The 25,628-nt window shown below is 32.1% G+C and carries 37 protein-coding genes and 2 tRNA genes; 19 read left to right on the forward strand and 20 right to left on the reverse strand.

Going from position 1 to position 25,628, the window contains the following annotated elements; translation table 11 throughout:
* Window positions 1–12: 12 nt before the first annotated feature.
* The gene (locus ACQY22_RS03465) at window positions 13–693 is read right to left on the reverse strand and encodes a VIT1/CCC1 transporter family protein (RefSeq protein WP_428325152.1); all 681 of its coding nucleotides are present in this window, start codon (window positions 691–693) and stop codon (window positions 13–15) included.
* 135 nt (window positions 694–828) lie between these two features.
* Here ACQY22_RS03465 and ACQY22_RS03470 point away from each other — a divergent pair, with 135 nt between their 5' ends.
* Together ACQY22_RS03470 and ACQY22_RS03475 are read left to right on the forward strand one after the other, a co-directional pair.
* Entirely contained in the window at window positions 829–1,251 is a 423-nt protein-coding gene (locus ACQY22_RS03470; protein ID WP_428325153.1) for a universal stress protein, read from the forward strand.
* 95 nt (window positions 1,252–1,346) lie between these two features.
* Window positions 1,347–2,501, forward strand: coding sequence for a J domain-containing protein (locus ACQY22_RS03475; protein ID WP_428325513.1), 1,155 nt, complete (start codon window positions 1,347–1,349; stop codon window positions 2,499–2,501).
* On the opposite strand, the gene ACQY22_RS03480 is transcribed toward ACQY22_RS03475, so the two are convergent.
* From ACQY22_RS03480 to ACQY22_RS03490, 3 genes are all read right to left on the reverse strand, one after another.
* Window positions 2,498–4,273 carry a HAMP domain-containing protein gene (locus tag ACQY22_RS03480; protein WP_428325154.1) on the reverse strand — a complete coding sequence of 592 codons (1,776 nt, stop codon included), beginning with the start codon at window positions 4,271–4,273 and terminating at the stop codon, window positions 2,498–2,500. The two genes, ACQY22_RS03475 and ACQY22_RS03480, sit on opposite strands and share 4 nt — an antisense overlap.
* Before the next feature lie 166 nt (window positions 4,274–4,439).
* The gene (locus ACQY22_RS03485; RefSeq protein WP_012216147.1) at window positions 4,440–4,739 is read right to left on the reverse strand and encodes an ATP-binding protein; all 300 of its coding nucleotides are present in this window, start codon (window positions 4,737–4,739) and stop codon (window positions 4,440–4,442) included.
* A gap of 119 nt (window positions 4,740–4,858) precedes the next feature.
* Window positions 4,859–5,455, reverse strand: a complete 597-nt coding sequence (locus ACQY22_RS03490; protein WP_428325155.1) for a hypothetical protein — start codon at window positions 5,453–5,455, stop codon at window positions 4,859–4,861.
* Between the two features lie 26 nt (window positions 5,456–5,481).
* Between ACQY22_RS03490 and ACQY22_RS03495 the strand changes: the two genes are divergently transcribed.
* Entirely contained in the window at window positions 5,482–6,627 is a 1,146-nt protein-coding gene (locus tag ACQY22_RS03495) for an aminotransferase class V-fold PLP-dependent enzyme (protein ID WP_428325156.1), read from the forward strand.
* On the opposite strand, the gene ACQY22_RS03500 is transcribed toward ACQY22_RS03495, so the two are convergent.
* Window positions 6,622–6,879 (reverse strand): Lrp/AsnC ligand binding domain-containing protein, encoded by a 258-nt coding sequence (locus ACQY22_RS03500; RefSeq protein WP_428325157.1) that lies wholly within the window; start codon window positions 6,877–6,879, stop codon window positions 6,622–6,624. The genes ACQY22_RS03495 and ACQY22_RS03500 overlap by 6 nt on opposite strands.
* 75 nt (window positions 6,880–6,954) lie before the next feature.
* On the opposite strand from ACQY22_RS03500, the gene ACQY22_RS03505 reads away from it, so the two are divergent.
* Together ACQY22_RS03505 and ACQY22_RS03510 are read left to right on the forward strand one after the other, a co-directional pair.
* The gene (locus ACQY22_RS03505) at window positions 6,955–7,596 is read left to right on the forward strand and encodes a cyclase family protein (RefSeq protein WP_428325158.1); all 642 of its coding nucleotides are present in this window, start codon (window positions 6,955–6,957) and stop codon (window positions 7,594–7,596) included.
* A 42-nt stretch (window positions 7,597–7,638) separates the two neighbouring features.
* Window positions 7,639–8,133, forward strand: coding sequence for a dual specificity protein phosphatase 23 (locus ACQY22_RS03510; RefSeq protein WP_428325159.1), 495 nt, complete (start codon window positions 7,639–7,641; stop codon window positions 8,131–8,133).
* On the opposite strand, the gene ACQY22_RS03515 is transcribed toward ACQY22_RS03510, so the two are convergent.
* From ACQY22_RS03515 to ACQY22_RS03525, 3 genes are read right to left on the reverse strand one after another with little or no spacing between them, the layout of a single operon-like run.
* Window positions 8,130–8,276 (reverse strand): hypothetical protein, encoded by a 147-nt coding sequence (locus ACQY22_RS03515; protein ID WP_428325160.1) that lies wholly within the window; start codon window positions 8,274–8,276, stop codon window positions 8,130–8,132. The genes ACQY22_RS03510 and ACQY22_RS03515 overlap by 4 nt on opposite strands.
* A 10-nt stretch (window positions 8,277–8,286) precedes the next feature.
* Window positions 8,287–8,439, reverse strand: coding sequence for a hypothetical protein (locus ACQY22_RS03520; RefSeq protein ID WP_428325161.1), 153 nt, complete (start codon window positions 8,437–8,439; stop codon window positions 8,287–8,289).
* 30 nt (window positions 8,440–8,469) lie between these two features.
* On the reverse strand, window positions 8,470–9,006 hold the full coding sequence (locus ACQY22_RS03525) for a hypothetical protein (RefSeq protein ID WP_428325162.1): 537 nt from the start codon (window positions 9,004–9,006) through the stop codon (window positions 8,470–8,472).
* Window positions 9,007–9,057: 51 nt separating this feature from the next.
* Here ACQY22_RS03525 and ACQY22_RS03530 point away from each other — a divergent pair, with 51 nt between their 5' ends.
* From ACQY22_RS03530 to cobJ, 6 genes are read left to right on the forward strand one after another with little or no spacing between them, the layout of a single operon-like run.
* Window positions 9,058–9,336, forward strand: coding sequence for an RpoL/Rpb11 RNA polymerase subunit family protein (locus ACQY22_RS03530; RefSeq protein WP_428325163.1), 279 nt, complete (start codon window positions 9,058–9,060; stop codon window positions 9,334–9,336).
* Between the two features lie 2 nt (window positions 9,337–9,338).
* The gene (locus ACQY22_RS03535) at window positions 9,339–9,656 is read left to right on the forward strand and encodes a transcription factor S (protein WP_428325164.1); all 318 of its coding nucleotides are present in this window, start codon (window positions 9,339–9,341) and stop codon (window positions 9,654–9,656) included.
* A 34-nt stretch (window positions 9,657–9,690) separates the two neighbouring features.
* Window positions 9,691–10,437 (forward strand): proliferating cell nuclear antigen (pcna), encoded by a 747-nt coding sequence (gene pcn / locus ACQY22_RS03540; protein ID WP_428325165.1) that lies wholly within the window; start codon window positions 9,691–9,693, stop codon window positions 10,435–10,437.
* A gap of 35 nt (window positions 10,438–10,472) precedes the next feature.
* Window positions 10,473–11,876, forward strand: a complete 1,404-nt coding sequence (locus ACQY22_RS03545) for an aspartate kinase (protein WP_428325166.1) — start codon at window positions 10,473–10,475, stop codon at window positions 11,874–11,876.
* 38 nt (window positions 11,877–11,914) lie between these two features.
* Window positions 11,915–13,378 carry a DUF7482 domain-containing protein gene (locus ACQY22_RS03550; RefSeq protein WP_428325167.1) on the forward strand — a complete coding sequence of 488 codons (1,464 nt, stop codon included), beginning with the start codon at window positions 11,915–11,917 and terminating at the stop codon, window positions 13,376–13,378.
* A gap of 44 nt (window positions 13,379–13,422) precedes the next feature.
* Complete coding sequence (gene cobJ, locus ACQY22_RS03555; protein ID WP_428325168.1) at window positions 13,423–14,220, forward strand: precorrin-3B C(17)-methyltransferase; 798 nt, start codon at window positions 13,423–13,425, stop codon at window positions 14,218–14,220.
* On the opposite strand, the gene ACQY22_RS03560 is transcribed toward cobJ, so the two are convergent.
* Entirely contained in the window at window positions 14,214–15,260 is a 1,047-nt protein-coding gene (locus tag ACQY22_RS03560; protein WP_428325169.1) for a tyrosine--tRNA ligase, read from the reverse strand. The two genes, cobJ and ACQY22_RS03560, sit on opposite strands and share 7 nt — an antisense overlap.
* A 94-nt stretch (window positions 15,261–15,354) precedes the next feature.
* Between ACQY22_RS03560 and ACQY22_RS03565 the strand changes: the two genes are divergently transcribed.
* The gene (locus tag ACQY22_RS03565) at window positions 15,355–15,564 is read left to right on the forward strand and encodes a hypothetical protein (protein ID WP_026089916.1); all 210 of its coding nucleotides are present in this window, start codon (window positions 15,355–15,357) and stop codon (window positions 15,562–15,564) included.
* Window positions 15,565–15,571: 7 nt separating this feature from the next.
* Here the strand turns inward: ACQY22_RS03565 and ACQY22_RS03570 are convergent, their stop codons facing one another.
* Window positions 15,572–15,760, reverse strand: a complete 189-nt coding sequence (locus ACQY22_RS03570; RefSeq protein ID WP_141977148.1) for a C2H2-type zinc finger protein — start codon at window positions 15,758–15,760, stop codon at window positions 15,572–15,574.
* A 46-nt stretch (window positions 15,761–15,806) separates the two neighbouring features.
* Window positions 15,807–16,379 carry a hypothetical protein gene (locus ACQY22_RS03575; protein WP_428325170.1) on the reverse strand — a complete coding sequence of 191 codons (573 nt, stop codon included), beginning with the start codon at window positions 16,377–16,379 and terminating at the stop codon, window positions 15,807–15,809.
* 35 nt (window positions 16,380–16,414) lie between these two features.
* On the opposite strand from ACQY22_RS03575, the gene ACQY22_RS03580 reads away from it, so the two are divergent.
* Both ACQY22_RS03580 and ACQY22_RS03585 read left to right on the forward strand, forming a co-directional pair.
* Window positions 16,415–17,548 (forward strand): DegT/DnrJ/EryC1/StrS family aminotransferase, encoded by a 1,134-nt coding sequence (locus tag ACQY22_RS03580; protein WP_428325171.1) that lies wholly within the window; start codon window positions 16,415–16,417, stop codon window positions 17,546–17,548.
* Window positions 17,541–18,008 carry a tetrahydromethanopterin S-methyltransferase subunit A gene (locus ACQY22_RS03585; RefSeq protein ID WP_428325172.1) on the forward strand — a complete coding sequence of 156 codons (468 nt, stop codon included), beginning with the start codon at window positions 17,541–17,543 and terminating at the stop codon, window positions 18,006–18,008. Before ACQY22_RS03580 ends, ACQY22_RS03585 begins: the two co-directional genes overlap by 8 nt.
* Before the next feature lie 4 nt (window positions 18,009–18,012).
* Here the strand turns inward: ACQY22_RS03585 and ACQY22_RS03590 are convergent, their stop codons facing one another.
* The 3 genes from ACQY22_RS03590 to ACQY22_RS03600 are packed head-to-tail and all read right to left on the reverse strand — an operon-like array spanning window position 18,013 to window position 19,751.
* The gene (locus tag ACQY22_RS03590) at window positions 18,013–18,357 is read right to left on the reverse strand and encodes a dUTPase (RefSeq protein WP_428325173.1); all 345 of its coding nucleotides are present in this window, start codon (window positions 18,355–18,357) and stop codon (window positions 18,013–18,015) included.
* 39 nt (window positions 18,358–18,396) lie between these two features.
* Window positions 18,397–19,290: a PfkB family carbohydrate kinase gene (locus tag ACQY22_RS03595; protein ID WP_428325174.1), complete on the reverse strand. Its 894-nt coding sequence runs from the start codon at window positions 19,288–19,290 to the stop codon at window positions 18,397–18,399.
* 11 nt (window positions 19,291–19,301) lie between these two features.
* On the reverse strand, window positions 19,302–19,751 hold the full coding sequence (locus tag ACQY22_RS03600; RefSeq protein WP_428325175.1) for a hypothetical protein: 450 nt from the start codon (window positions 19,749–19,751) through the stop codon (window positions 19,302–19,304).
* Between the two features lie 131 nt (window positions 19,752–19,882).
* Here ACQY22_RS03600 and ACQY22_RS03605 point away from each other — a divergent pair, with 131 nt between their 5' ends.
* Window positions 19,883–20,362 (forward strand): hypothetical protein, encoded by a 480-nt coding sequence (locus ACQY22_RS03605; protein WP_428325514.1) that lies wholly within the window; start codon window positions 19,883–19,885, stop codon window positions 20,360–20,362.
* 229 nt (window positions 20,363–20,591) lie between these two features.
* Entirely contained in the window at window positions 20,592–20,747 is a 156-nt protein-coding gene (locus ACQY22_RS03610) for a hypothetical protein (RefSeq protein ID WP_185736579.1), read from the forward strand.
* Here the strand turns inward: ACQY22_RS03610 and ACQY22_RS03615 are convergent.
* Together ACQY22_RS03615 and ACQY22_RS03620 are read right to left on the reverse strand one after the other, a co-directional pair.
* Complete coding sequence (locus tag ACQY22_RS03615; protein ID WP_428325176.1) at window positions 20,734–21,630, reverse strand: hypothetical protein; 897 nt, start codon at window positions 21,628–21,630, stop codon at window positions 20,734–20,736. The two genes, ACQY22_RS03610 and ACQY22_RS03615, sit on opposite strands and share 14 nt — an antisense overlap.
* On the reverse strand, window positions 21,631–22,107 hold the full coding sequence (locus ACQY22_RS03620) for a peptidylprolyl isomerase (protein ID WP_428325177.1): 477 nt from the start codon (window positions 22,105–22,107) through the stop codon (window positions 21,631–21,633).
* Window positions 22,108–22,343: 236 nt separating this feature from the next.
* On the opposite strand from ACQY22_RS03620, the gene ACQY22_RS03625 reads away from it, so the two are divergent.
* Both ACQY22_RS03625 and ACQY22_RS03630 read left to right on the forward strand, forming a co-directional pair.
* Window positions 22,344–22,574: a hypothetical protein gene (locus tag ACQY22_RS03625; protein WP_428325178.1), complete on the forward strand. Its 231-nt coding sequence runs from the start codon at window positions 22,344–22,346 to the stop codon at window positions 22,572–22,574.
* A gap of 83 nt (window positions 22,575–22,657) precedes the next feature.
* Complete coding sequence (locus ACQY22_RS03630) at window positions 22,658–23,119, forward strand: hypothetical protein (protein WP_428325179.1); 462 nt, start codon at window positions 22,658–22,660, stop codon at window positions 23,117–23,119.
* A gap of 371 nt (window positions 23,120–23,490) precedes the next feature.
* Here the strand turns inward: ACQY22_RS03630 and ACQY22_RS03635 are convergent, their stop codons facing one another.
* The 3 genes from ACQY22_RS03635 to bluB all read right to left on the reverse strand — a co-directional run bounded on the left by ACQY22_RS03635 (window position 23,491) and on the right by bluB (window position 24,893).
* Window positions 23,491–24,015 (reverse strand): NADPH-dependent FMN reductase, encoded by a 525-nt coding sequence (locus ACQY22_RS03635; RefSeq protein WP_428325180.1) that lies wholly within the window; start codon window positions 24,013–24,015, stop codon window positions 23,491–23,493.
* A gap of 50 nt (window positions 24,016–24,065) precedes the next feature.
* A tRNA-Arg gene (locus ACQY22_RS03640) sits at window positions 24,066–24,158 on the reverse strand.
* Window positions 24,159–24,182: 24 nt separating this feature from the next.
* Window positions 24,183–24,893, reverse strand: a complete 711-nt coding sequence (bluB, locus tag ACQY22_RS03645) for a 5,6-dimethylbenzimidazole synthase (protein ID WP_428325181.1) — start codon at window positions 24,891–24,893, stop codon at window positions 24,183–24,185.
* Between the two features lie 82 nt (window positions 24,894–24,975).
* Between bluB and ACQY22_RS03650 the strand changes: the two genes are divergently transcribed.
* Window positions 24,976–25,049, forward strand: a tRNA-Val gene (locus ACQY22_RS03650).
* Between the two features lie 4 nt (window positions 25,050–25,053).
* On the opposite strand, the gene ACQY22_RS03655 is transcribed toward ACQY22_RS03650, so the two are convergent.
* Entirely contained in the window at window positions 25,054–25,533 is a 480-nt protein-coding gene (locus ACQY22_RS03655) for a hypothetical protein (protein WP_428325515.1), read from the reverse strand.
* Between the last annotated feature and the right edge of the window lie 95 nt (window positions 25,534–25,628).

Raw genomic sequence — 25,628 nt, forward strand, 5'->3', positions numbered from 1 at the left:
TTCTGTTTTCTCTTAAACTAGAAAATTTAATCCATATCCTATCATGTATGCGACAATTGCTGCAATTCCACCAATGATTAGTGTGTATATTCCCGAACGAATCTTTGATTTTTTCACAATTTTTGCTTTGATCATTCCAACAATGAAAAATGCAGTTGCTACTGAAATTGTTGAAAAAAGAAATGTATCTGAATTCAAATTAGAATTAAATGTAAAAAACACGATAAAAGGAATAAGTGGAATAATTCCAATTACATTAAAACCTACAAATGTACTAACAGAACTGTCAATTGGTTTTCCCCCATCTTCAACTAATCCTAATTCTTCTCTCATCATAGTATCAACCCAAACTTTTCTTCTTGAAGTAATTATTCGAACAATTTCTTCTAACAATTCATCTCTGAAACCTTTTTTCCTGTAAATGTCTCGAATTTCTTCTCTTTCCTCATCTTCTAAATTATCAATTTCCCATTCTTCCTGTTTTCTTTTCATTTGAATAAATTCATTTTTTGCTTTTGATGCTTGGAAATTGGCTGCGGCCATAGAGAATCCATCCGCAAATAAATTAGCAAATCCTAAAATTAAAATTATTCCAGGTGATAATCCAGCACCTACAACCCCTGCAACTATTGCAAAAGTTGTAACTGCACCATCAATGGAACCATAAATAAAATCATCAAAATGCCATTTCATAACTAATCTTTCAATAATTTTTTTTATAAAAACAATTGATATAATTTTCATAACTGGAATAACTTTTCACAATCATATTTCCAACACTGAAAATCATCGCTGTTTCTTATATTGAATAATTTTATTTTTTGATTTATGGGAAAACTTTCAAAAATTCTTGTTCCACTTGATGGTTCTGCTAATTCCACACGTGGTTTGGATAGAGCAATTGAACTTGCAAAAGGTAATGGTGCTGAAATTACTGGATTTTATGTATTCCATTTACCAATTGCAGCAGGAATAAAATACACCAAAAAAATGAAAGACGATGCTCAGAAAAAGGCTGTAAAAGCAATTGGTCCCGCAATGCAAAAAGCCGAAAAAGCTAGTGCTAAATTCAAGTATCACACAGGTGGTGGTCACACTGGTTCTGAAATTGTCAAATATGCAAAAAAAGGCAAATTTGACATGATCGTAATAGGTGCAAGAGGTATGGGTGGTGCAAAAGAAGCATTTCTTGGAAGCACATCAAATTATGTTATGCACAAAACTAAGATACCTGTGCTAGTTGTAAAATAGCACATCTTACAATTTTTCTTTTCAAATCCTTGTATTCTGTAAGTGTGAAACCTACAAGTATAGGAATTGTGAAAAATTATTTGGGGACTGCAGGTATGGTTGAAAGTAATTATGATATCTTAGGAATTATTGAAGGAACTACTGAAAAAGAAATTCGAGATGCATTTCGAAGATTAGCCCTACAATATCACTCTGATCGTGGTGGAGAAAATGAACAATTCATAAAAATCAAACAAGCATATGAAGATCTAAAAATTGGAAAAAAATATCCTGAAACAGATATTGAAAAAATAAAGAATTCTAGAGTGTATTCTGATGAATCCGAAGCTGATGTAAGAAGAAAAAATCAGATTTTGGGCCAACAACTATCTAAAGAAATGAAAACAGCTGAAGAATGGGCAGCTGCACATAACAGAGCAAATTCTACTGGTACTAGACTATTTGGTTCAAAAACTCTTGGTGAAATTGAATTAGAAAGAAAAGCTAATGGTGCTTTGTCTATTAAGGGAAATTTTATGGCTGGAAGTTTAACTTATGATGGTCCAATTACTATGCAAGGAAGCATCACTAGTCCATCATGGACTAGAGAATTTCAAACAAACATTCACCTCACAAAAGGAGACTTCAAATTTTTTAATCCTGTAGAAAACAAATACAAAATTGAAAATGGAGCCCAAATTACTGTAGATAATGGAAATGTTGTAGTAGGAAATATTTTTGGTAGAAAATTTAGGGTTGAAGATCCTGATGGCAAAGTTGGTGTCTATAAAATTCTGGAGCATAGAACAAATGTTTCTGCCCCAAATGGAAAAATTATTGCTGAAAATGTAGTTAATACTGTATCATTAGATGCTGATACGGTCATTGTTCTAAACGTGGAAGATGATGTGACAATTTTTGCACGTGAAGTCTTGTTTTATGGAGGAAAATTCACTTATGATTCTATAATTAAATTAAAAGAAGGCGGTTTAATTCGATTCTTTGAAAATTTCTCTATTCAGGGATTGAGTGGGGATGCTAAAATTGAATTAGAAAATGGTAAGAAAATTCGATTATTTGATCTCAAAACAAAGAAAATCAAAGATTTAGCTGACGAATTTGTTCCTAACAAACAGAACTATGCAAATGATGCAACCATGGTTGGCCATGGATTTACAATCACATATGACATGCTTAACAATCTTTCAAAAAAACCAACAAAGAAACAAAAATTAGGTTGGGCATCAAAGTTTGGTTTTTCTAGAAATTAATCAGATTTTTTACCAAAACTTTCCAGTTCTTTTCTTCTGACTTCAAAAATATTGTAACCGTATTTTTGTTTTAATTCAATTATACACAATTCTGAAAATTCGTATTCTGAAAAATTCTTAAATATATTTTCTATATTTTCACCCACAACTAGACTATTTTTTGGACAAAGTGAGTTAATTTTGAAACATCGATTAACAGTAGGACCAAAAACATCACTAATTTTTGAAGTAGTACTTTGAGCTACTTTGACAGGACCATATGTTAAACTAATTTTATAATCTAATTTAGGCATGTTTTCTTTTTCAAGTTCTTCTTGTAATTTTCCATGTGATTCAACCATGGATAAACAACACTCTAGAATATTTTTCAATTCTTCATTATTTTTAGTATCAACATTTGCAAATCTAAACATAAGTGCATCACCAATATTTTTTATAACTTCTCCTTTATGATTAATGACAATCTTTGCCATAAAATTCAAAAATATTTCATACAGTTTAGAAATATCTTGGTCAGATAATTTTGATGATATTCTAGTAGAGTCTGCCATGTCAATTACCCCTACACAATCATTTTCTTCATGTTGTGAAAACTTTAACAACATATCGCCTTCAAGTTGCTTGATGACTTCATCTTTTTGTTTAATCTCGATTAATGATTCTTGTAATTTTTGTGCCATTGAGTCAAATGCATTTGATAACTCTGCAATCTCGTCTCTTGTTTTGATGTTAGTTCTGACATCAAAATTCCCTTCTGCAATCTTATTTGCAGCTTTTTTGAGTGCCCGTAATGGATGTGATAATGATTCTGCAGCAAAAAATGCTACTAATCCCATCGCTAATGTTATGAGTAGACTAGTAAGGATAATTCTAGTTTGTAGAATTTCTATTGGCTCAATCAGTTCTTTTTCATCCATCTCTGCAAGCAAAACAATTCCGTATTCAGGCATACAGTAAGATGATCCATAAATTGAAATTCCTCTATAGTCAGGATAAATTCCAACATATTCCATGTTATTAGTAAAACATTCTTGAACACCGACTGTATCTACTCGTTGTTCAAATACTGCATTTTCAAAAAATCTAGATTCAGATAACATTACAAAATCCTTATTGACAATGTACACTTCACCTGTTTCTCCTAATCCACTTCTGTTCAGTAAAATATTGTCAATTGCAGCAGTTCTCATTCTAGAAATGATGACTCCAATTGACTCATCACCAATTTTACTATCTGCAGCATAAACAGGAGAGACGACAATCATTTTTTTACTTGTTCCTGATTGTTCAAAATCAACAAAGGATCCTTTTAGTCCTCTTTGAAAGAATTCATTTTGAGAAAGTTCTTCGTCAGATGTTCCTACAAGTGAAAAGAACACATTTCCATTATTGCCAATTATTTTAGTATCTTCAAATCCAATTGAAAATCCAACAAGCTCTTGAAATGCTTGTATTTGAATCAGAAAGTCCCTACGTTTTTCTTCTTTCATAGATTTTAATTCTGATCCTGAAAGTCCGTCCATTTCAGAAACCAACAATCGAATCATAGGATCATTTGCAAGAATTTTATTTTGTTCAATCCTTGTTTCAAAAAGTAATCTTAAAGATTCTCCTCTAATATCCGACTCACCATGTAACAGTTCTCCACCTCTTTCTTTCAGAGTTTCAGCGGAATAATCAATACTCATGTAAGATGTAATTCCTAAAGCAGTCATTGTTACAAGCATGACTAACAAAACAAGTTTTTTACCAAGATTTATTGAGATTGACAATTTCGCTCTTTGTTATTTTTATGTAAATATCAAGGCTTCTAGAATTTTCAAGTATATTATGCCTGCATTGATTCTACTCTCTGATAATTACTTTGGTAGAAAGAAAAAACAAGCCTGAGGCTGTTAAAATCTAAAATAAGAAAAAGAAATTAAAAGTTGAACTAATCTAATCGATTAATTCGGTCCAACCTTTTACGAAGACTGAATCTTTGTGGAGTGGAACTGGTTGTCCAACAGTAAAGTCCATTGGTCTCATCCAAAAGATTGCTTTTGTTGGGCATACACCAATGCATGCACCATCAGAAATACATCTCTCTGGGTAAAAGACAAATGCTTTACCTCTCTTCCAGCCTTCAACTGGTTTTACTCTAAGGACATCTGGACCAAGTGTTGTACAGATTTCTACACATAGTGCACATCCGATACACATTTGTTCGCTTATGTCTGGAATAATTCCTACTGGCATAACAAAATAAAATCTTGATTCGGCATTAATATAATTTGCCTAAAAATCTTGTGTTATAACGGCGTTTGAAATTTTATAACAGTGTTTGAATTTTTGATCGCATTTCAACTGCTTTTCGATTAGATCTTGAAAATCTTTGAATCTTCTTCTATTTCACGAATAATCAAATCACCCTCAATTTTCTTGAGAAGATAAACCCCAGTTTTTGCAGACTTTATGATTTGTTTGCCTCCTGGTGTAAGAATCCAACCCTCACCTTCTTTTTTTCTAGCCATTGCAGTTATGATGATAGAAGAATTTGCATCTTTTCCAAGAGATGAAAGCAACATAATACATGAGTTAATGAATATGGCAGATTCTAAATCTTCAAACATATTGTATACTCCGTTAAATGAATCAATAATTACAAGAAATTTTTCTTTAGAAACTCTTGTTATTATCTCAGCGAATTTGTCTTCCCAATTTTCTTTTGTAGGGTGAAATATTGTTAAATTGTTCTTTTTTTGAATTATTCCTGACTCCACATATCCTGTATAAAGCAAATCCATATCTACAAAAATTATTGGTTTTGCAACAGAATTGATTAATTTATTGAGAAATTCTACTTTGTTAAATGGTTCTGAACAAAATACAATGTTGGGAAACTTCTCTTTGAACTTATTTTGAATATGGACTAATTTACTATCCAAAATTTGGTCAGGACTTTTATCCAACACCGATTTAGCATTCTACAGATATAATAATGAATTTAGTATCAAAGGATATTTCAGATGATTTTCCAACTTCAGATAAAATCTATCTAAACAATGCATCAGTCTCTCTAATGCCTAATCAAAGTATTGATGCAATGAAAGACTTTCTAATTTCTTACAACTCTATTGGACCTGATTCAAAAGGATCAGAACCATTTGTGACTGAAAAATTAAGAGATGTAAGAAAAGCTATGGCCAAAATTATTTCATGCCAACCTGATGAAGTAGTTTTAACTCAAAGTACTACTGATGGAATCAATATTGTTGCAAATGGGCTTTCATTTGATGAGAAATCAAACATGATTATTCGTGGAATGACTCATGAACACCATTCAAATTTTTATCCTTGGCTAAAACTAGAAGAAAAAATCACTCTAAAAAATCTCCCAATAGATAAAGATGGATTTTTCAAATCTGAAGATTTAGAATCATTAATTGATGATAATACAAAATTAGTTGCTCTAAGCCATGCTCTGTACAACACTGGTTCCATATTACCCTTAGAGGAAATTTCTAAAATTCTCAACGATGTGCCTCTTTTTGTTGATAGTGCACAAACTGTAGGATGTATTGATGTCAATGTTTCAAAAATAAATTGTAATTTTATGTCTTTTAATGGCTCAAAATGGCTCTGTGGTCCAATGGGGACTGGTTTGTTTTATTGTAATAGAAAATCAAGTGAGTTGTTAGAACCAAAAACCATCGGCGGCGAATCTGCAATTATCTATGATGATGCTAATTTAGCATTCAAAGAACTTCCAGATAAATTTCAAACAGGATTTAGAAATTATGTTGGAATTGTTGGATTGGAATCTTCTGCAAATTATTTACTTAACTTTGGTCTCAAAAATATTCGTGAAAAAAATCAATATCTATCCAATCTTCTAAGAGAAGAACTATCAAAAATTCCAAAAATTATTTTGTATGGTCCTGAAGAGCCTGATTCTAGAACTAGTATTGTATCATTTAACATAGATAGAATGGATTCTCAGGAAGTTGTTGACAGACTTGAAAAACAAAACATTGTCTTGGCTCTAAGAGAAATTATGGAAACAAAGATTGTGAGAGCTTCTCCTCACTTCTTTAATTCAGAATCTGAAATTATGTCTGTAGTTGATACAATAAAGAGGCTATAGATTCTCTTGTTCTTCTATGACCATCATTGTTAGAGTAGATTGTACTTTGGTAATCTTTCTAACTTTATTGGTGATAATTGAACGTAGTTTTTCAGCATCATCTGAAGACAATTTTAACACAATATCGTATACTCCATAAACTCCTTGGACTTCGTAGGTTACATTTTCATCTGTGAGAATTTGCTTTACTTCATTGATGATTGATTCATCTGACCCTAAATCAGAATTCAGTAGAACATATGCAGTAGGCACACGAAATTTTTACTCAAAGAGTATTTAACTTTTCATAATTCAAAAATTGATTAATCAGCATTTTGTCTTATTGATGTGAAACCTGTAGATCTAACACTTACAATATCGAAATCTATTCCAAGTTTTCCTGGTTCTCCAAAGCCACAATTCATTTCTTGGTCAAATCTCAAAGATGACGGGTATAATCTTGAGCTTTTGTTCCTTAGTTCTCACACTGGAACTCATCTTGATGCTCCTTTTCATTTTGTTAAGAATGGCATCAAAATTGACCAAATTCCACTTGATAGATTAATGGGAAAAGCAATTCTAATCAAAATCAAAAAATCAAAAAATTCTCCAATAACCAAATCTGATATTATTCAATTTGAGAAAAAAAATGGAACTATTCCTAACAATTCATCAGTTTTCTTTTTTACAGATTGGCAAAAAAATCTCAAAAAAGATAATTATTTTACAGAAAATCCTGGGTTAGCGTTATCTGCTGCTACATATCTTGCACAAAAAAAGACAAATCTTGTTGGAATAGATTCACCAAGTATAGATCTTGGAAAAGATGAATCATTTAGTGTACATCATGTTTTGTCAAAAAACAATATTTTGATAGTAGAAAACTTGACAAATTTGAATAAAATCAATTCAAAGGAATTTATTTTTACAATTCTTCCACTAAAACTAAAAGATGCAACAGGTTCACCTGTAAGAGCAGTAGCACTCTAACATTTCGTAATGCTAAAAATATAGTAGATGTTGATATCTTATATGAGCAAGCCTGGTAATATATGGAGAAAAGTTCATGGAAAAATTACAAAAAAACCAACAAACTTTTCCTGGTTGATTGAAGAAAAATTAGCAGGCTCTGGTATGCCTACAAGTTTTGATGAATTTGATTGGATTGTAAATCAAGGCGTAAAATCAATTGTAACTATGACTGAAAATGCTTTACCTGAAAACTGGACACAAAATATTGATTATCTTCATGTTCCAACTCCTGATCTAACTGCACCTGATATGGAGAGGATTGATTCTGCAGTTGATTTCATACATGAACAAATTACAAATGATCAAGCAGTAATGGTTCATTGTGCAGCTGGAATGGGAAGAGCTGGAACAATACTTGCATGTTACTTTGTAAAATATCAAAAATTTTCAGCAGTAAAAGCTATTGAAATGATCCGTGAAGAAAGACCTGGTTCTATACAATCTGAAGTGCAAGAACTAGCTATTGGTTTTTATGAAAAACATATAAAAAATTAAATAGATTCTGAAACTAGTTTACCATCAACTATTTTGATCTTCATAGTTTTACTGTCTGAAAAAGTTACTGTTAATTCATCATTTGAATCAGAGTCTTCAATTTTTAGAATTTCTTTCATTTTGAATTCTTCAACATCTATCATTCATTTTCACCTATTCTGGAATTGACACCGTCTCAATTTTACCATCAATCACTTTAACGAACAAAAATCTATTATCTTTCATAATGAAAGTTATACCACCTTCTTTATCAGGATCTTCTATTTCAAGAAGTGGTTGTCCTAACAAACCATCATATTTTGCCATACTAATTCACCAAAAAAGTTCCTTATATCCCTAATTGATTTTGATCTCAATTTCTCCAGAATTGTTCTTGACGCTTCCTGGTTCTGTAAACTCGTGTTTTTGCCATGATGCAAATGCTTCAGCACTAATTTTGTGTGTGCCTTTTCCCAAATCTTCTGCTTTGAAAACAAATTTCTCATTAAAATCAAATAATTCTTCTCTAACTTCTTCTTCTGTCAGTCTGATAAACGGTTCAAAATTTTTGGCTACCTGAACCCAAATTCTTCTATCTTTCATAGGGTTGACAAGTTTAGGATTTCTAGTCCAAAATATAGATGCCTTTCTGTAAGTGTCAATTGTTCTACCTAATTCCTTTTTCCTAAATCCTCCTGAAGTCAATTTTACACCACACTTCATTTTGAATGAGACATCGTTTTTGTTGTATGCCTCTGTCCAATTTGTCTCATTGAATGCATCTCTTAGGCGACCCTCAACTGAAAATTGGGCATTTATCTCAATATTTTCATCTAAAGCGTATTCATCCTTGGATTTTATCAATTCTATGTCTGAAATTCTACTTTCGCCCATTTCTACTGCTCATAATGATTTATATCCGCAATAAGTGCTTTTTCTGAATACATGAACGCACAAGTGATCAGTTCAGAAGCCAAAGAAATCAACCTCTCAATTACTGAAACCGATATTGGGATTTTGTACCTAATTCAACATGAGCTTCTAAAGGAATCAAATATTGATTTTGCAGGTGTTATTGTAAAACATCCACTAACTAACGAGTGTTGGATGAGAATTAATTCTAGTTCAAAACCACTGAGTGAAATAAAGAAAGCTACCGATTCAGCAATCAAAATGGCAGATGAGTTCAAACAACTATTTAATTCAAAACTTAAGGTAAATTAGAATTGAAGTTTTGCCCCAAATGTGAGGTCAAATTAAAAAAAGGTACTTCAGGCCTTCAATGCTCAAAATGTGGTTACACAGAAGGCAAAGAAGAAAAACAGACCAAAAAAATTATTGAAAATGAAGAACAAGAAGAATCTATTTTAGCTTTTGAAGGAGATGAAGGAGAGGAATCTCATCCAACTATCAAAATAGAATGTGAAAAATGCGGACATGATGAAGCAATTTGGTGGATGCTTCAAACAAGAAGTGCAGATGAACCAACCACACAATTCTATCGCTGTACAAAATGTAAGAATACTTGGCGTAATTACGCATAACGTTTAACTGGAACATAAAGTCAACAAAATTGATTTGACTTTTGGAGCAAAAACAAGTGGTTCTGATGATCTAAAGGCAATTATCTCTGCAATCTCAACACTTGTTGAAGAGGCAACATTTGTTGCAACTGCAGAAGGAATTTCATTTAGAGGAATGGACCCATCTCATGTTGCTCTCATAGATATATCGTGGCCTAATTCTGCATTTGAAAAATACGAATGTGATAGTGATATAAAATTTGGAGTAAGAATTGATGAATTCTCAAAACTCATTAAAAGAGCAGATAAAAAAGATAGTATCGAGATTAGTATCTCTGAACAAAACATGTTACTTGTTACAGTTGGAAAAAATAAAAAATACAAAATGCGTTTGATTGAAAGTTCTGCAACAGATACTCCATTACCAAAGATACCATATGATTCTAAAATTATATTATCTTCATCAAAGTTTGACAAAATTTTAGGTGATGTTCAAGTGGTATCTGACTATTTGACAATACATACATCTGATTCTAAAGGTGATTTTTCAGGAAAAGGTGATTCTGGAGAAGTTGTTATTGATTTAGATAAAGATGATGAAGATATTGAAGAGATTTCTTATAAAGAAGATAGCGTTGGAACCTACAGTTTAGAATATCTAAATCCGGTAGTAAAAGCAGTAGGAACCACTGCAGGCTTTATTACCTGTGAGTTTTCAAGCGCAAAACCACTCAGAATTGAATTCAAGGTAGCTAATATTGGTAGAATTCACTTTTACTTAGCTCCACGCGTGGAAAGTTAAAGCATTTAAAGATTAACTAATTCAGGTATTTTGAAATGAGACTTGTAATAAAATACGGTGGAACATCAATTTCATCTGCAAAAGACATTCAAGCAGTAGCTAATCACCTAAATTCATTATCAAAGAAAAACCAAATTGTAGTTGTATGTTCTGCAACTAGCGGAACAACAGATGATCTCATAGAAATATCTGAATCAATAAAAAAAGAAAATAAATCAAAGGCTGAACAGCTTGCATCAAAGATAACTAATAGACATAAACAATTAGCAAAACAAACGATCAAAAAAACTGATTTACGAAAAAAATTATTAAAAAACTTTGATGATGATTTTGCAGAACTTGTTGCATTAATTGATGGAATGGTTCTGTTAGGAGAAGTTACTCCAAGAACTATGGATTATCTTTTCTCATTTGGTGAACGATTATCAATAAAACTTGTTTCAATGGCAGTAAATGATTCAGGAAAGAAGTCGGTACCTCTAACTGGAAAAGATGTAGGAATAGTAACTGATTCTAATTTTGGCGAATCTAAACCCCTAATTGACACAACTAGATTACGAGTATCAAAAAATGTGGAAAATCTTTTCTCAAAGAAAACGGTACCTGTTGTAGGTGGTTTTGTTGGCGCAGATCAACATGGTCATGTTACTACTTTTGGAAGAGGAGGTTCAGATTATTCAGCAACAATTATTGGAACTTGCATAAAAGCAGATGAAATTTGGTTAATGAGTGATGTTGATGGTCTAATGACTGCAGATCCAAAAATAGTCAAGAATGCAAAATTGCTCAAAGAGGTCTCATATATTGAGGCAATAGAGATGGCATTGTTTGGTGCAAAACAGATACATCCACGCACATTTGAGCCTCTATTATCAAAGAAAATTCCAATGAAGATTAGAAGTTCCTTTAATGTAAAAAATGAGGGAACGTTAGTTACAGCTTCATCATCATCAACTGTAAAAAATACTGTAAAATGTGTTAGTAATGTTAGAAACAATGGATTAATCGATATTCAAGGTGGAAGTATGGTTGGAACTCCTGGTACTGCTGCAAAAATTTTTGCAACATTAGCAAAAGCTGGAATCAATGTAATGATGATATCTCAAAACCCTTCAGAGTCTAGTATAACAATAGTTGTTAAGAACACTGATCTTGATAAAGCTGTAAGTTCTCTTGAAATGGAACTTTTAGGAAACATTATCAAGAAATTAGAAGTAACAACAAATGTAGCAATTATTGCGCTTATTGGTTCAGGAATGCGTGGAACTGTAGGTGTGGCCTCCAAAGTTTTTGGTGCAGCTGAGAAAAATAAAGTAAATGTTTCAATGATTACTCAAGGCTCATCTGAACTAAATCTGGCATTTGTTGTCAAAAACTCTGACACAAATGCAGCTGTTCGTGCATTACACAATGCATTTGAATTAGATAAAATCAATTAAGATAAAATCATTTAAGGGAATAATCTCAATGAAATTTGTTGAGAAAATTACTTGTCATATTGATTATTGGAATTTTTGCAACAAGTATCATTACAGTCTCTTCATTATCGGATCAGTTTGCTGATGCGGGTTCTAGGAAAAAGATCCATTTTACACAAACTTTTACATCATCTCAAGATCCTGGCCAGGGGCATGAAAATCATCAATTATCTCTAATTTTGTCGCCTAATGAGGGCACAATCTATGATGGTTCTATGACGTTTACCTCTAGTGAGCCTGTTCAGATTGTTGTTTTACATGAAATTAACTCAAATGATGCAAAAGGCCAACCCACTTGGAGTATTGATGGGGATACTGTTTATGGATTATCTCTAATAGATTTACAAGAAAAATCTGGCTCCTTTGAATTTACAGGAGCTGCACTTGGATTACATTCTCCTAACTCTAAACCATTTACATCAACTGTAAGTGTTGATGGATGGATTAGAGGACAACCAACTGAAGTTATTATGCAAAAAATTGAATTAGAAAAAGAAGAACCCACATCATTACTTTCAAGAGCAAATGTTCCAGCTACAATTCCATTGCATAAAGGAATCTATGGTGGTGAAAAAGTTTTGTATATTATTACTGATGGAAGTGATGAAGAGTATGCAAAAGAATTATCAGAAAAACAAGAATGGAATGTAGAGGTTGCACCTGTTTTAGCTGGTGTTCCAGAAAATGCTCTTCAAAAAATATTTGTTTTTAAAAATGGTGTTAAAGGAGACGGACTTTATGGATTTCAAGATGAAGTATTTTCAAGTACACCGCAACAAGAATCAGATTATAGTGCACTATCTTCTGTAATTGAAGTAACATGGAAGGCTGGTCAAAAAGAGATTATCTTTGAATCTGTTATTGATGTAATTGCAGCTGAAGAAGGTGGAAGAATTGAATTTAATGAAACAGGAGTTGTCCTAAATACTCCTCATATTGTATGGCCTGATGGACAGATGCAAATACGTTCAGATACCGAAATCACTGATGATATGCCTTATGGAGGAGGACAAATCACTGAAATCAATGAAGAAGAAATGACTGTTACGTTTGTTGCTCATAGAGGATGGGGACCTGATGGAAGAACAATTTACTATATTGTAACTGATGCTACTCCCTCTGGACCTGCTGAGATGATGGGAGTAACTTCATCTCCAACTTCTACAAATCTAATTGCTCATTCAGGAGCAGTTGATCTCTTCCAATTTAAAAATGGAATTAAAGGCACAGGTCCGTTAGGATTCCAAGCTGGAATTGCTGCAGCCGCATTAGGTGATGAGAATTACAGTCCAATGTGGAGAATCTATCTGATTGAATGGAATGATTCAGAAAATGCAAAAATTCTTGAAACAAAATCTGATATTGATTCATTCCGTGCAGATGATCTGATTACTGTTAGCATAGCACGACCTACTAATAGTGATCATATAGTAAACTGTCCATTTATTGATCCCTTCCAATAATTCACTAAAGGGATAAATTACTTGCAAATTGATTTGTTGTAAATTTGACTGGAAAATTAAACATTGTTGGTGTTGGTCCTGGACATAATGATCATATGACATTTAGAGCAAAAGAAGTAATTGGTCAAAGTGATATCATTATTGGTTATGAAACATATGTAAATTTAGTTTCAGATCTAATTGAAGGAAAAACAGTTCATCGTTATGCAATGACTCAAGAAGTTGAAAGAGCTCATCAGTGTATTGACCTTGCAAAATCAGGAAAAATTGTATCTCTTGTATCAAGTGGAGATCCTGGAATTTATGGAATGGCTGGATTAATTTACGAAACTTTGGCTGAAGGTGGCTGGGATCCACAAGATGGACTTCAAGTAGAAGTAGTTCCAGGCGTGTCTGCACTTAATTCATGTGCATCTATTGTTGGTTCACCATTAATGTCTGATTTTGCAGTAGTAAGTATGAGTGATTTGTTAGTTCCATGGGAAGTTATTGAAAATAGAGTTGAGTCCGCAGCAAAAGGCGATTTTGTTCTTGTAATTTACAATCCTGCTAGTAAGAAACGAGTTCATCAATTGCAAGATACTAGAAAAATTCTATTAAAATACAGAAAACCTACAACACCTGTTGCAATAATTGTTGGTGCATATAGAGAATCCGAAACAATTGTAGTGACTGATTTAGAAAATCTACCAAACCATTCAGACAAATTAGGAATGACTAGTACTGTGATAGTAGGGAATTCATCTACATATTCCTACAAAGATTTAATGATAAATCCAAGAGGATACAAATCGAAATACAATTTAGAAGAACAGACTAATCCAGATCTTAAAGTTCAGTAACTTTTCTTGATTGCTTCATGTAATTCTTCAGTTAGATCAAGCTTGTCTCTAATTGGAGATATTATTTTTACCAAATAATTTCCAACGGTTTGCTTCAAATCTCCCGGATGTAGTTTTTTTTCACCAAAATCTGTTTCAAGTTGATTATAATCTTGATATGATACGTTTCCTCCAAATTTTTCAGGTCTTTCTACATTCATCTCACTGAATTCATGAAAAATTACCGTTTTTGCAATTTCTAATAGTGGGTTATTCTGTATATTTGCCTCTTCACACCAAGCTTTGTTCATTTTTTTCTTTATTTCTTCATCTGTATTATGAATAAAGACCCCTGAATTTGGATCAGATTTACTCATTTTACCTAGAACTTGTGACTCATTAGTGTCTGCAGGCTTGGATAGTCCTGGTAATAATTTGTGATGTACAGCCACTGGAACTTTCCATTTCATTTTAGGAAATATCTCTCTGACTAACATGTGGATTTTTCTTTGATCCATTCCTGCATGTGCAATATCTACTTCCAAAGAATGAATGTCAACTGCTTGCATTGCGGGATAAAGTAATTTAGCAACATCTATTTTTTCTTCATTTTCAGAACGGCCCATAATTGTTAGAGTTCTCATTGTTCTAGCTAATGACATGTGTTTTGTAAATTTCACAAGCTCTGACCAATACTCTGTTTTTTCTTCATAAAGTTTTGAACCTAAAATAATTTCAGCATCGGGACAAACTAGTTTGAAAGCATCTTGATAATATTTTGAAACCTTTGAAATCGTTTCCCAGTTTCCTCCTAATTTATCATTGATTAATGTGTGCCAATCTGCAAGAAATATTGTACACTTTACACCAGCTTTTGCAAAATCATTAATTTTGAATCCTGTACTAATTAGACTACCAAGATGTAAGAAACCAGAAATCTCTAAACCAATGTAATGCTTTGGAGATGAATTTGTTTTGAACAATTCAGTCAATTCATCACGTGTGACAACTTCTTCAGTAGGTGGTTTTTCAATCAAATTGACTTTTTCAGTTATGTCCAAACCAAATCAACTTTTGAGTGGTAAACGTATAAAGTTATTCAAAGAATTTTTGAAAAATTAGAACCTTTGAATAGAAGATATTTCAATTATTGTTATGACACTTGAAGAAGGATTGGAATTAATTGAAAATTACAAAAAAGGTCTTGAAAAATTCTTAGAGACATTACCTGAACAATCTGTACAATTAGGTACAGAAATGGTCAAAACTCTGACTATGAACTCAAAAAATGAGATTAAAAATTTAGAATCCATAGAAAAAGCCCTCAAGCGACCCCCAAAGTATGAATCAGGACTTTCTGAATAACCAAAACCTATTTACAATTTTTTTTGTGTTTTCTCAAATCTTCTTGAGTATTAAATTCTGTTCCACAAACTCTACATTTTTCTTTTTTCTTGTTATGGGCTATTTCTTGATGTTTTTTAAGTCTCTCTGAATCTGAAAGTACTGTTCCACATTTTTTGCATTTTAATTCATTTTTATTTCCACCAAATAATCCCATGATTATATTACGGTATACTCAAAGAAAAGTCTTAATTTTTAAAAACCTAAGCTTCTGGCTCATCTAATGATTTTCTAGGTTTTGTACTCAGATAGAATGCATGAGTGCTAATGATGAATGCTGCTAGAAACATTTTGATTGCAAAAATTGTATTCCAAGGCCGATCTGGATCTGGATATGCAATTGATAATTTGTCAATATCTGGCAGTACTCCATTAATAATTCCTGCAGACATTTGAGCGGTTAATACTGAAAAATTGTACATTACTTCAAACAAAGTGATAATTGAAAATCCTAACAACATTAATTGTAATAATGCCATTCGTGTTCCAACAATTTTATTTCCTGCAGTTCTTCTCCAACCTATTCTAGATACACAATACCATCCAATTATTGTGGAAAAAAATATCCATGTTGATACTCTTGCAAAATTTTCAAATGGAATTGTTGTATTATGTATGGCTTCACCCATTACATATGTTCCATTTTCCATCCACTCAATCATTGTAACATATACGCCAAAGATTAGTGATGAACCCATGATGAATCCACAAACATAGAAAATATACAGAAAAACTTTGTACCCTTTGTCTGTCTTCTCTAGATGACGTGATTTCATTATGCCGATTGCCAAATTTTGAAATATAAAAATTCATGTGTAGTAATTGTCTTTATACAGTAGTACTAAGGACAAAATTTGTGAAAATTCCAATTAACACGCCTATTCTAGGCAAAGAAGAGCTATCAGCAGTAGCCTCAGTTATAAAATCTGGAGGGCTTACTTCAGCCTCAAAAGATGGTGGAAAAAATGTACAGGAATTTGAAAAATCAATCAGATCTTTTGTCAAAACCAAATATGCTATTTCAGTAAATTCTGGCACTGCTGCATTACAAGCAGCACTGTATGCACTTGATATCAAAAAAGGTGATGAAGTAATTGTTCCTTCTTTTACATTTGTTGCTAGTGCAAATGCCATTGCTTCTACTGGTGCAAAACCTGTTTTTGCAGACATTTTAAAAGAAAATTTTACAATTGATCCTGAATCCATTACAAAAAAAATTACTAGAAATACCAAAGCAATAATGCCTGTACATTTGTATGGTCATATATCATCACTTGATAGAATTAAAGAAATTGCAAAAAAGCACAATCTTTCAATAGTTGAGGATGCTGCACAGTCACTTGGGTCTACGTTTAAAGGAAAACAAACTGGAACATTTTTTGAACTTGGATGTTATAGTTTGTATCCAGGAAAAGTTATGACTTCTGGTGAAGGTGGTGTTGTAGTTACTAATAGTAAAAAACTCTGTGAAAAATTGCAAATGATTCGAAATCATGGAATGATAAAAGGATATGATTCTAAAATATTTGGATTAAATCTTAGACTACCTGAAATTAATGCAGCAATAGCTAAAATCCAAATTAAAAAATTACCAAAGTTTATTCAATTAAGAAAACGTAATGCAAAATTACTGTCAGATTTATTATCTAATACAAAAATAAAAATCCCTACTGAGAGGAAAAATGAAAAACTCAATTGGGGATTGTACACCATTGCTATACAAAATAGAAATTCAATTTTAAAGAAATTGAATTCAAAAGGAATTGGGGCTGCAGTCTATTATCCAATACCAGTTCATAAAATTCCTATTTACAAAATAAAATCAAAATTACCAAATACTGATTGGGCATCAAAACATGTTATGTCATTACCTGTTCATCCAAATGTATCTACCAAAAATGTTGAATATATCGCAAAAACTATGCGTGATTTGGTAAATGAATAGCCTTGGTAACATAATTGGAGAAATTTGTAAGGCTGTTCTGCCTATAAAACAGGAATTTTACCTTGGAAATCCCAATTCACAAATTGCAATATGCACACTTGCAAGCATATCATTACTTGATGATTTGAAGGATTCAGAATTATTCTCTAAAACAGCAATTATTGGAAGACTATTTTCAGAAAATAAGGGAATTGATAGTATGATACAATATATTTATGAAAACAAGAACATAACAAAAATAATTCTTTGTGGAAAAGAAGCTTGGGGTCATAAATCTGGTCATTCATTATTACAATTACATGAAAATGGAATTGATGAAAATTCTAGAATAATTAATTCTGTTAGTCCGGAACCTTATCTTACAATTTCTAAAAATATGATAGAATATTTTCAAAAAAATATTACTATAGTTGATTTGATTGGTGAAACTGATCTTGAAGTGATTTCTAGAAAATTATAATTTCTTAATACCCATTTCTTTGTCTTTCTCTATTGATCTCATTTTTCTTTTTGTATTCATCTACGATATCATCTGGTGTGAGATTTAATTCAAGTGATGCTTGAACTACAAAATGCCAAATATCGATTAACTCTTCTCTTGCTTCATCTTCATTGAATTTTGTTGGTGTTTTCCACCATTTCCAGTTGGTGGTTCTTTGTAATTCTACTGCTTCATGCATTATTGCAGTAGATAATGCAGATACGCGTCCTTCAGCATCTTTTGGATACCTGTCAAGCTTCATCATTTCTGATAATCCTTTTTGAAGTTGGAAAATGGTATCTAGTCTGTCTTCAGTTACTTGTGACAATGATAAATTAATTTGAGAAATTATTGAACTTAAGTCTTTTTAGAATCTGATCATTTTTTCATACATTTTGATTCTTTTTGTAATATCTCCGTTTTTGATATGTAACAAACCATCTAATCCGTATCTTTCTACTGCAAATGAACCTAAAACATTACCATATACTACTGCTTTTTTGATTTCAGAAAGACTAGTTGATTTTTTACTTGCTAGATATCCTATCATAGCCCCTGCAAAAGAGTCTCCTGCACCTGTAGGATCTACTACATCTTCTAGTGAAAAACCAGCAGTTGGAAAGATAACATCATCATAAAACATGAGTGAACCATGTTCGCCTTTTTTAATAATAACATACTTTGCACCCCACTGCATAATTTTTTTTGCACATTTTATCAAGTTGAATTCTTTTGTGAGTAGCTTAGCCTCTTCATCATTAATCACAACTGCATCTACAGATTTTATCATCTTTATTACAGCATTTCTTTTAGTAGAAATCCAAAAATCAATTGTATCACACATAGAAAATTTTACTTTATCAAATTCTTTGATTAATGCAGTATTTTGTTCAGGATCATTATTTGCTAAATACACAAATTGAGATTTTCTATATGCTTCAGGTACTGTAGGCTTGAAATCTGCTAGAACATTTAGTTCTGTCTTTAGTGTTGATCTAGTACTTAATGTATCATCATACTTTCCATCATAACGAAATGTTTTTCCGTTTTTTATGGATAATCCTTCTAAATCAAGATATTTTGATAGAGTTTTGTGGTGTTGTTTTGGAAAATCTTTTCCTACAACTGCAATTAATCCTGTATCTACAAAATTACTTGCAGAGATTGCAGCAAAAGTTGCGGCACCTCCTAAAACATTCTTTAGTGTTTTCTTTGGAGTTCTAATTGTATCTAATGCCGTTGAGCCAAAAACAGTAAGCATTTGTGAAGAAATTAATCTTGATGTATAAATTCTATTGCTTGTTCTTCTGTTGGATAATATACAAATGGGATATCAATTGATGTGAAGAATGCATCATATTTTGTCACACCTGTAATTTTTACTGATTGAACATCTTTACCATCTGAATCAGTGTGAAAAATCCCTTTTACCTGAGTGCTATCTAGAGGTTGTACTGTAAATGGTTCTAATTGACCTTTACCAACCATTTGTTCATCTGCAATAACAAAGAATTCAGTTGTGCCTGAAGTTAAGATTAACAATGATGGATTTTCAAATTGTAATTCAATATTATATTCTGCTCCTTTTTCATTTTCATTCAATAATTCACTCTGAGTTACGCTTATTCCTATTTGAGATGCTGAAGCGTATTGTGAATATCCAAAAATACTCATTCCTAGAATGAAGAGAACGATCAATCCTCCCTTCTTTGATGAATTCATGATTAATTTTGAAAAAATTGCATTTTAACCCAAAGGGAAAAAAATCCCAATAAATTGTGTAAAAGATTTGATTTACTCTTAAAGCTCCTTAGAGCTAGTAAAATAAATCAAAATTACATGATTATTTTATGATGGCTAGAATAAAACTCAAGTTAGGTGAGAATGAAATTGAGGTTGATTCTAGAGATTTCTATGTTGATAATCAAACTTTAGGAGAAATTATCGAAAGTATATCAAATCATTTGCCTGAAAGTCATGCTAAAGTTGTTTATGAAACTGAACCTGTTGTAAACTCCTCTGAAATTTCTGCTCAATCTGGATTGGAATCTCTAGATGATGCAGAAATATTTGAGCCAGAATTTAATGAACCTACACGTCTTGCACCAAATGAAGTAAAATCAAAATTACGTATTTTAGAAACTAGTAGATTCTTTGATTCCCCTAGAACAGTTTCAGAAACTGTTGAACAATTACGTGAATATGGCTGGGCAGCAAGTCCTCTAGATGTGTCAAAGGCATTAGCAAAAATGGCATCAAACAAAGAAATTTTAAAAAACTCTAGTGAGAACAGAACTCATTATTTTGTTGAAGAATCTTTAATTGCTAACTAGAAAAATTACATTTTTCACAACTAGAAAAAATCGCTCCATCTAAATGATCAAAATGTGTATTGCATTCATTGCATGTGTGATGCATGTCAAAGTATCCGTCTTTCTCTATTTCCCCAATTCTATTTGATTCAAGATTGGTACTTTTACATTTAATACAATGACATCCACATTCAATTTTCATTATTTTTCTCCAATAATGTATGTATAGTTGCAGGACCTATACAAATTATTGGAAAAGAAACGAGAAATTCCAATAGAGATTGACGATCATTTTAGATTATTTGGAAAAGAACCTTGGGAAGTAGATTATGGTGAAAAATGCCCTGTTTGTGATGTTAGAATTGATGAGTATGGATTCTGTTCCTGTGGATCTAGTGGAGATTAAATTTTTTCATAAAAGGCATAGCAAGAATTACAAAAAATCCTATGATTAAGGGTAGCATTATTGAAAATTCAGGCACCACTGTTGTTCCAATAATGTTAACTTGTCCTGATGTTTCTGGATTGATAATAAGCCAAACATGTGTTCCGTTGCTAATGTGTTGACGAGATGGAATTTCTTCATCGGCAAGAAATACTGTATATGGTTCCCATAGTAATTCTAAAGGAATTATAGTTGTAACAAATCTATTATCTTCAATTAGATCAAATGTAATACTTTTTGTTGGTTGATCAAAAATAAAATTATCAATACCATTCTGATTTCTTATCTCCACAACAAACTCTTTTTCTTCCCATTTTACATTTTCATAAATTCTTGATTCATTTATTGAATATTCTAAAAGCATTTGACATCCATGACATGCAATTCCTTTTTCATCATCTAGAAAAACTGGTCGTTCATTTGCAAATAACAAGTCAACTTCTTCAGGTAAAATGAAATTAGTTGATTGAAGATACAAAAAATCCCATGTCCAGGTGCCGTTTATTTCTGAAATAACATCATCAAGTTGATATTGTAAAATTGAATCTTCTTCTGATGGCATAATTAATACTGCATTATTATCTCCAATTACTGAGAATTGTTTTGTTACGCCTTGTTCATCGGTAACTGAAATATTTGAAACTGTTCCAGGAATCAAGTCAACTTGTTTAGGCGAGTTTGCATTGTCAATAACATGTATAACATGAACATTTCCTTCCAAGTCAATCCTAACTTCAACCAATTTCTGAGAAGCTTTTTCTGCAATTGTGACTTGTGCATAAGCTGTAGGAATAACAGTTACAAGAGAAACAATAACTAAAACTGCAAAAATTTTTGAATTCATTTACTCCACAGTTACGCGAGTCATCTGTACTTTTTCTAAAGGACAATCATTACCATCTCTCTCAAGATTAACAATCTTATCTGCTACATCCATACCCTCAGTTACTTCTCCAAATACAGTGTATTGTCTGTCTAGGAATGTACTGTCAGTTGTAACTATGAAGAATTGTGAGCCTGCACTATCTGGATCTTGTGCTCTAGCCATAGAAACTATTCCACGTAAATGAGATCTAGAACTGAACTCTGCTTTTACATTGTATCCTGGACCACCCATGCCCCATGAATTTTTGTTATCTGTTTTTGTATTTGGGTCTCCACCTTGAATCATAAATCCTGGAATAACTCTGTGGAAGAGTGTTCCATCATAGAACCCATCCTTAGCTAGTTTTTCAAAGTTTCTTACTGTTTCAGGAGCCAAATCCGGTAGAAGTTTAAATGAAATCTTTCCAAAATTTGTTTCAATATTTGCTGTAGTCATTAGGAATGCTCTGTACTATTATCATAAGAGTCTTTTGCGAAAATATTTTTGATAATTCTTATAGATTGCATATCTATTTTGAAAAATCTACAACTCTCAGTACGTTTTTCGTTGTACATAAAATTGTTAGTGACTTAGAATTTTTTTGTAATAGAAAGTATGAATTTCTTATAAATCAAAATTTTGAAATTTCGAAAGTTATAGTCTTATATAGAACAGTTAGAATTTAGAATTCGTTGAATCGCACAAACCAGAGTACGATCATTAAAGAAGCAATTAATTCATATCTTGACAAAGGGGTAACTGACAAACAAGACATCTATACCAAAGTAGTTGATGAGCTTGGTGTTCCAAGACCTACTGTCAGAAGAGTTGCAAGGGATCTGAGAACTGAATTATTACAGAAAATCCAAATTCTACAATCTGATATGCCAAAAACAACAACTGCTTCTGAAGAAGACGAGTAAATCGACTCTTTTTTCTTTTTAATTATTATTATTTTCTGAATTTTACCATTACTATTATAAACAATGAATTTTTCAAATCATTTATGGGATATTTAGGAAACCATTTGGCTACAATCTCCACTGGTGTTTTTGCAGCAGTGCTGACTGGGCTTTGGCCATACTTTGTAGACTTTGCCCCGATACTGAACTTTGTATTCATTATGGCAGTTCCAATAACTTGGTTCCTAGTATTTACTTGCTGGATATCTCAAAAAAGTACAGATTACATGCATGCACATGTCCATCACAGCGAAAAAAAAAGCTTGAGTAGTGCACAAACAGTTCAAACTACAACAACTGGTACACAAGTAAGTCTTTCAGAAATCAAACAAGTTCAAACTGAATTGTCTTCTGAATTAAACAATCTAAAAGAAACTGTAAAGCTAAAAGACAGTGAAATTGAAAGATTAAATCAAGAAATTTCTAATCTCCAAACTCTTGTACAGATTGAATCACTAAAAACTGAATTAGCAAATTTGAAAATGTTGGCATCTAAGAAAAAATAAACTCTAACTTAATCTTTACAATGAGAACAAATAATTCCATGATTACTCTTACAACCTGGACAGCTTTCAGCTCCTCCATAATGGCATTTACATGAGCATAACTCTGTAGGATCTTTTTTGCTATTCAATTGTATTTTTCTTACATATTGTTAGTATTTGACTTTTACAGTTTTGTTAAATGATGTTTGATGAATTAATAGGAAAATCACCTGTAAAAAATTGATTTTACAAAAATATGTTCATGTAAATTTTAGAATTATGTGAATTCTTGAACCAAAATATTTTTTTGAAATAAATTTCCACTAATCTCTAAACAATTTGAAAATTATTTTCTGTTTGAAATTGATATACCTTTAACAAGAAAACTTAGATTAATCTTTTAGTTTTTCTGCCATTTTCAAAGTTTCATTTACCATTTCTTCAAGTCTGGTTTGTCCATCTTCTGAAATATTATTCCCAGTTATTGATTCTGTAGTTAAGAAAACAGCTTTTGGATTTGTGATTACTCTGAAATATGATAATAATTGAGTAATTAATGTCTGAACATCAATAAATCCAATATTTCCTGCAGCTAAAATTGCCATTCCTGCAACCTTTCCTGCAGTTTCCTTGTAATTGATATATTCAAACAAATTTTTGAGCGCAGAACTAAAAAATGAATTGTAAATTGGGGAGCCAATCAGCCATACATCTGCCTCCATAATATCTCGAGCGGCATCTTTTGTTGCTTGATTATATTCTTCCTCAGGACCTCTATAACACTCAACTTGTCCGTCAGATAAGTTGACGAATTTAACATCTTGATTCTTTGATTTTGTGTATTCGTAAACATATTTCATTATGATCTGTGTATTTGCATTTTTTCTTGGACTACCAGAAATCACTACAACTTTCATAACTAAAGCCAATCTTTTTTCTATTTAAATTTCTAGAACAAAAAACAAAACGGGCTTGGAGGGCTTCGATCCCTCGACCTGTAACTTAGGAGGCTACCACGCTATCCATGTTTCGCGTCAAATTGACTCTGCGCCACAAGCCCAGCAGAAAAAACATTCTTAATTATTTAAGCGTAGTCAAGATTTTCTTTGATCATCTTTTGAACACTTTTCCAATTTTCGTTTTGTTGATCATTCCATTTTTCAAAGTATACTACATCTTTTAGATCAAGTCTTGGTAACCACCCAGCAGTTTCAAGATCTGGTTTTTCTGCAAAATCATCTACATATCCTAAACACAAATACGCTACAGGAACAACATGTTCTGGTAATTCTAAATTTTCTTTTAATGTTTCATTTGATAGAATACTTACCCATCCAAGACCAATTCCTTCTGTTCTAGCTGATAACCATAAATTTTGAATTGCGCAGCATACACTATACAATCCTGCTTCAGGTATGCTAGATCTACCTATCACAAATGGACCAAATTTTGATGGATCATATGTTACGCACAAATTTACTGGAGATTCTAAAATCCCTTCTAGTTTGAATGAAAGATACTTTGATCTCTTTGGCTCTTCTACTAATTGCGATGAACGATTCTTTTCTTCTTCAAATGATGCTTTGATCTTCTTTTTTGTTTCAATATCCTTTATCAGAATGAAATTCCATGGTTGTGAGAATCCTACAGATGGCGCATGATGTGCTGCATGAAGAATTTTTGAGAGAACCTCGTCTTCAATAGGCCTTGATGTAAAATGAGACCTTACATCCCTTCTTGAATAAATTGCCTTGTAGAATCCTTTTTTTTCTTCTTCAGTAAAATTATCTTCCAACTAATTCACGCCTTTCCTCTTTTTATTCATCCTTTCTTTTGTTAAACGTTAATAATGCCACAATTTAGTTTTGTATTTCAATGGGCCGGTAGTCTAGCTGGTTAGGATACCGCCTCGACACGGCGGTGATCGTGAGTTCGAATCTCTCTCGGCCCACTTTTTAATTAAAACCAGTACTGAATTCTTTGTCAATAGTACTCCATGAAGTCTGAGTAGTGAGCATTCCTTCAGCAGAAAAACTATTGATTCTTTCATTTATCATATCTTCGTAAATTTCTGGATTTGTTTCAGATTTTGTTAATACAAATATGCTCTTCAATGGTATTTGTTCCCCTGAAGAAAACACTGCTCTTCCTGGTAATGCAACATCCATTGCAGAATATTGACCTGAACCTAATTCAATCTCATCAGTAAAAAGTTGATAATCAATAACTCCAACTGTAAATGCTTTATCACTTGGATTTTTTACAAGAAATGTAACATCAAACTTTGCTTGATTATTTACATTATCTACATCTATCAATTCAACACTAAACAATTCAATCTCTGCTTGTTCCAATTGAGCATTATCTAAACTAGCATAGAAAACAATTCCTCCCATTAAGGCAAGAACTCCTGCTATTGCAACATAAACAGTCATTCTGCTCTGAAGTGCCATTTCAATGTATCAAATTACGTACAACTAAAAAAGGTTGTCAAGATCCAAATACATAATATTTCATTCAAAATATGATA

This window comes from Candidatus Nitrosopumilus sp., from assembly GCF_965263415.1.
In the GTDB taxonomy this organism is placed as follows: Archaea; Thermoproteota; Nitrososphaeria; order Nitrososphaerales; family Nitrosopumilaceae; genus Nitrosopumilus.

Excerpts from the sequence above, each read along its gene's own strand:
- ACQY22_RS03465 (WP_428325152.1), bottom strand. The coding sequence starts at position 693 with ATGAAATGGCATTTTGATGATTTTATTTATGGTTCCATTGATGGTGCA.
- ACQY22_RS03470 (WP_428325153.1), top strand. The coding sequence starts at position 829 with ATGGGAAAACTTTCAAAAATTCTTGTTCCACTTGATGGTTCTGCTAAT.
- ACQY22_RS03475 (WP_428325513.1), top strand. The coding sequence starts at position 1,347 with ATGGTTGAAAGTAATTATGATATCTTAGGAATTATTGAAGGAACTACT.
- ACQY22_RS03485 (WP_012216147.1), bottom strand. The coding sequence starts at position 4,739 with ATGCCAGTAGGAATTATTCCAGACATAAGCGAACAAATGTGTATCGGA.
- ACQY22_RS03495 (WP_428325156.1), top strand. The coding sequence starts at position 5,482 with ATGAATTTAGTATCAAAGGATATTTCAGATGATTTTCCAACTTCAGAT.
- ACQY22_RS03510 (WP_428325159.1), top strand. The coding sequence starts at position 7,639 with ATGAGCAAGCCTGGTAATATATGGAGAAAAGTTCATGGAAAAATTACA.
- ACQY22_RS03515 (WP_428325160.1), bottom strand. The coding sequence starts at position 8,276 with ATGATAGATGTTGAAGAATTCAAAATGAAAGAAATTCTAAAAATTGAA.
- ACQY22_RS03520 (WP_428325161.1), bottom strand. The coding sequence starts at position 8,439 with ATGGCAAAATATGATGGTTTGTTAGGACAACCACTTCTTGAAATAGAA.
- ACQY22_RS03525 (WP_428325162.1), bottom strand. The coding sequence starts at position 9,006 with ATGGGCGAAAGTAGAATTTCAGACATAGAATTGATAAAATCCAAGGAT.
- ACQY22_RS03530 (WP_428325163.1), top strand. The coding sequence starts at position 9,058 with ATGAACGCACAAGTGATCAGTTCAGAAGCCAAAGAAATCAACCTCTCA.
- ACQY22_RS03545 (WP_428325166.1), top strand. The coding sequence starts at position 10,473 with ATGAGACTTGTAATAAAATACGGTGGAACATCAATTTCATCTGCAAAA.
- ACQY22_RS03565 (WP_026089916.1), top strand. The coding sequence starts at position 15,355 with ATGACACTTGAAGAAGGATTGGAATTAATTGAAAATTACAAAAAAGGT.
- ACQY22_RS03570 (WP_141977148.1), bottom strand. The coding sequence starts at position 15,760 with ATGGGATTATTTGGTGGAAATAAAAATGAATTAAAATGCAAAAAATGT.
- ACQY22_RS03575 (WP_428325170.1), bottom strand. The coding sequence starts at position 16,379 with ATGAAATCACGTCATCTAGAGAAGACAGACAAAGGGTACAAAGTTTTT.
- ACQY22_RS03580 (WP_428325171.1), top strand. The coding sequence starts at position 16,415 with ATGTGTAGTAATTGTCTTTATACAGTAGTACTAAGGACAAAATTTGTG.
- ACQY22_RS03585 (WP_428325172.1), top strand. The coding sequence starts at position 17,541 with ATGAATAGCCTTGGTAACATAATTGGAGAAATTTGTAAGGCTGTTCTG.
- ACQY22_RS03595 (WP_428325174.1), bottom strand. The coding sequence starts at position 19,290 with ATGCTTACTGTTTTTGGCTCAACGGCATTAGATACAATTAGAACTCCA.
- ACQY22_RS03600 (WP_428325175.1), bottom strand. The coding sequence starts at position 19,751 with ATGAATTCATCAAAGAAGGGAGGATTGATCGTTCTCTTCATTCTAGGA.
- ACQY22_RS03605 (WP_428325514.1), top strand. The coding sequence starts at position 19,883 with ATGGCTAGAATAAAACTCAAGTTAGGTGAGAATGAAATTGAGGTTGAT.
- ACQY22_RS03615 (WP_428325176.1), bottom strand. The coding sequence starts at position 21,630 with ATGAATTCAAAAATTTTTGCAGTTTTAGTTATTGTTTCTCTTGTAACT.
- ACQY22_RS03620 (WP_428325177.1), bottom strand. The coding sequence starts at position 22,107 with ATGACTACAGCAAATATTGAAACAAATTTTGGAAAGATTTCATTTAAA.
- ACQY22_RS03630 (WP_428325179.1), top strand. The coding sequence starts at position 22,658 with ATGGGATATTTAGGAAACCATTTGGCTACAATCTCCACTGGTGTTTTT.
- ACQY22_RS03635 (WP_428325180.1), bottom strand. The coding sequence starts at position 24,015 with ATGAAAGTTGTAGTGATTTCTGGTAGTCCAAGAAAAAATGCAAATACA.
- ACQY22_RS03655 (WP_428325515.1), bottom strand. The coding sequence starts at position 25,533 with ATGACTGTTTATGTTGCAATAGCAGGAGTTCTTGCCTTAATGGGAGGA.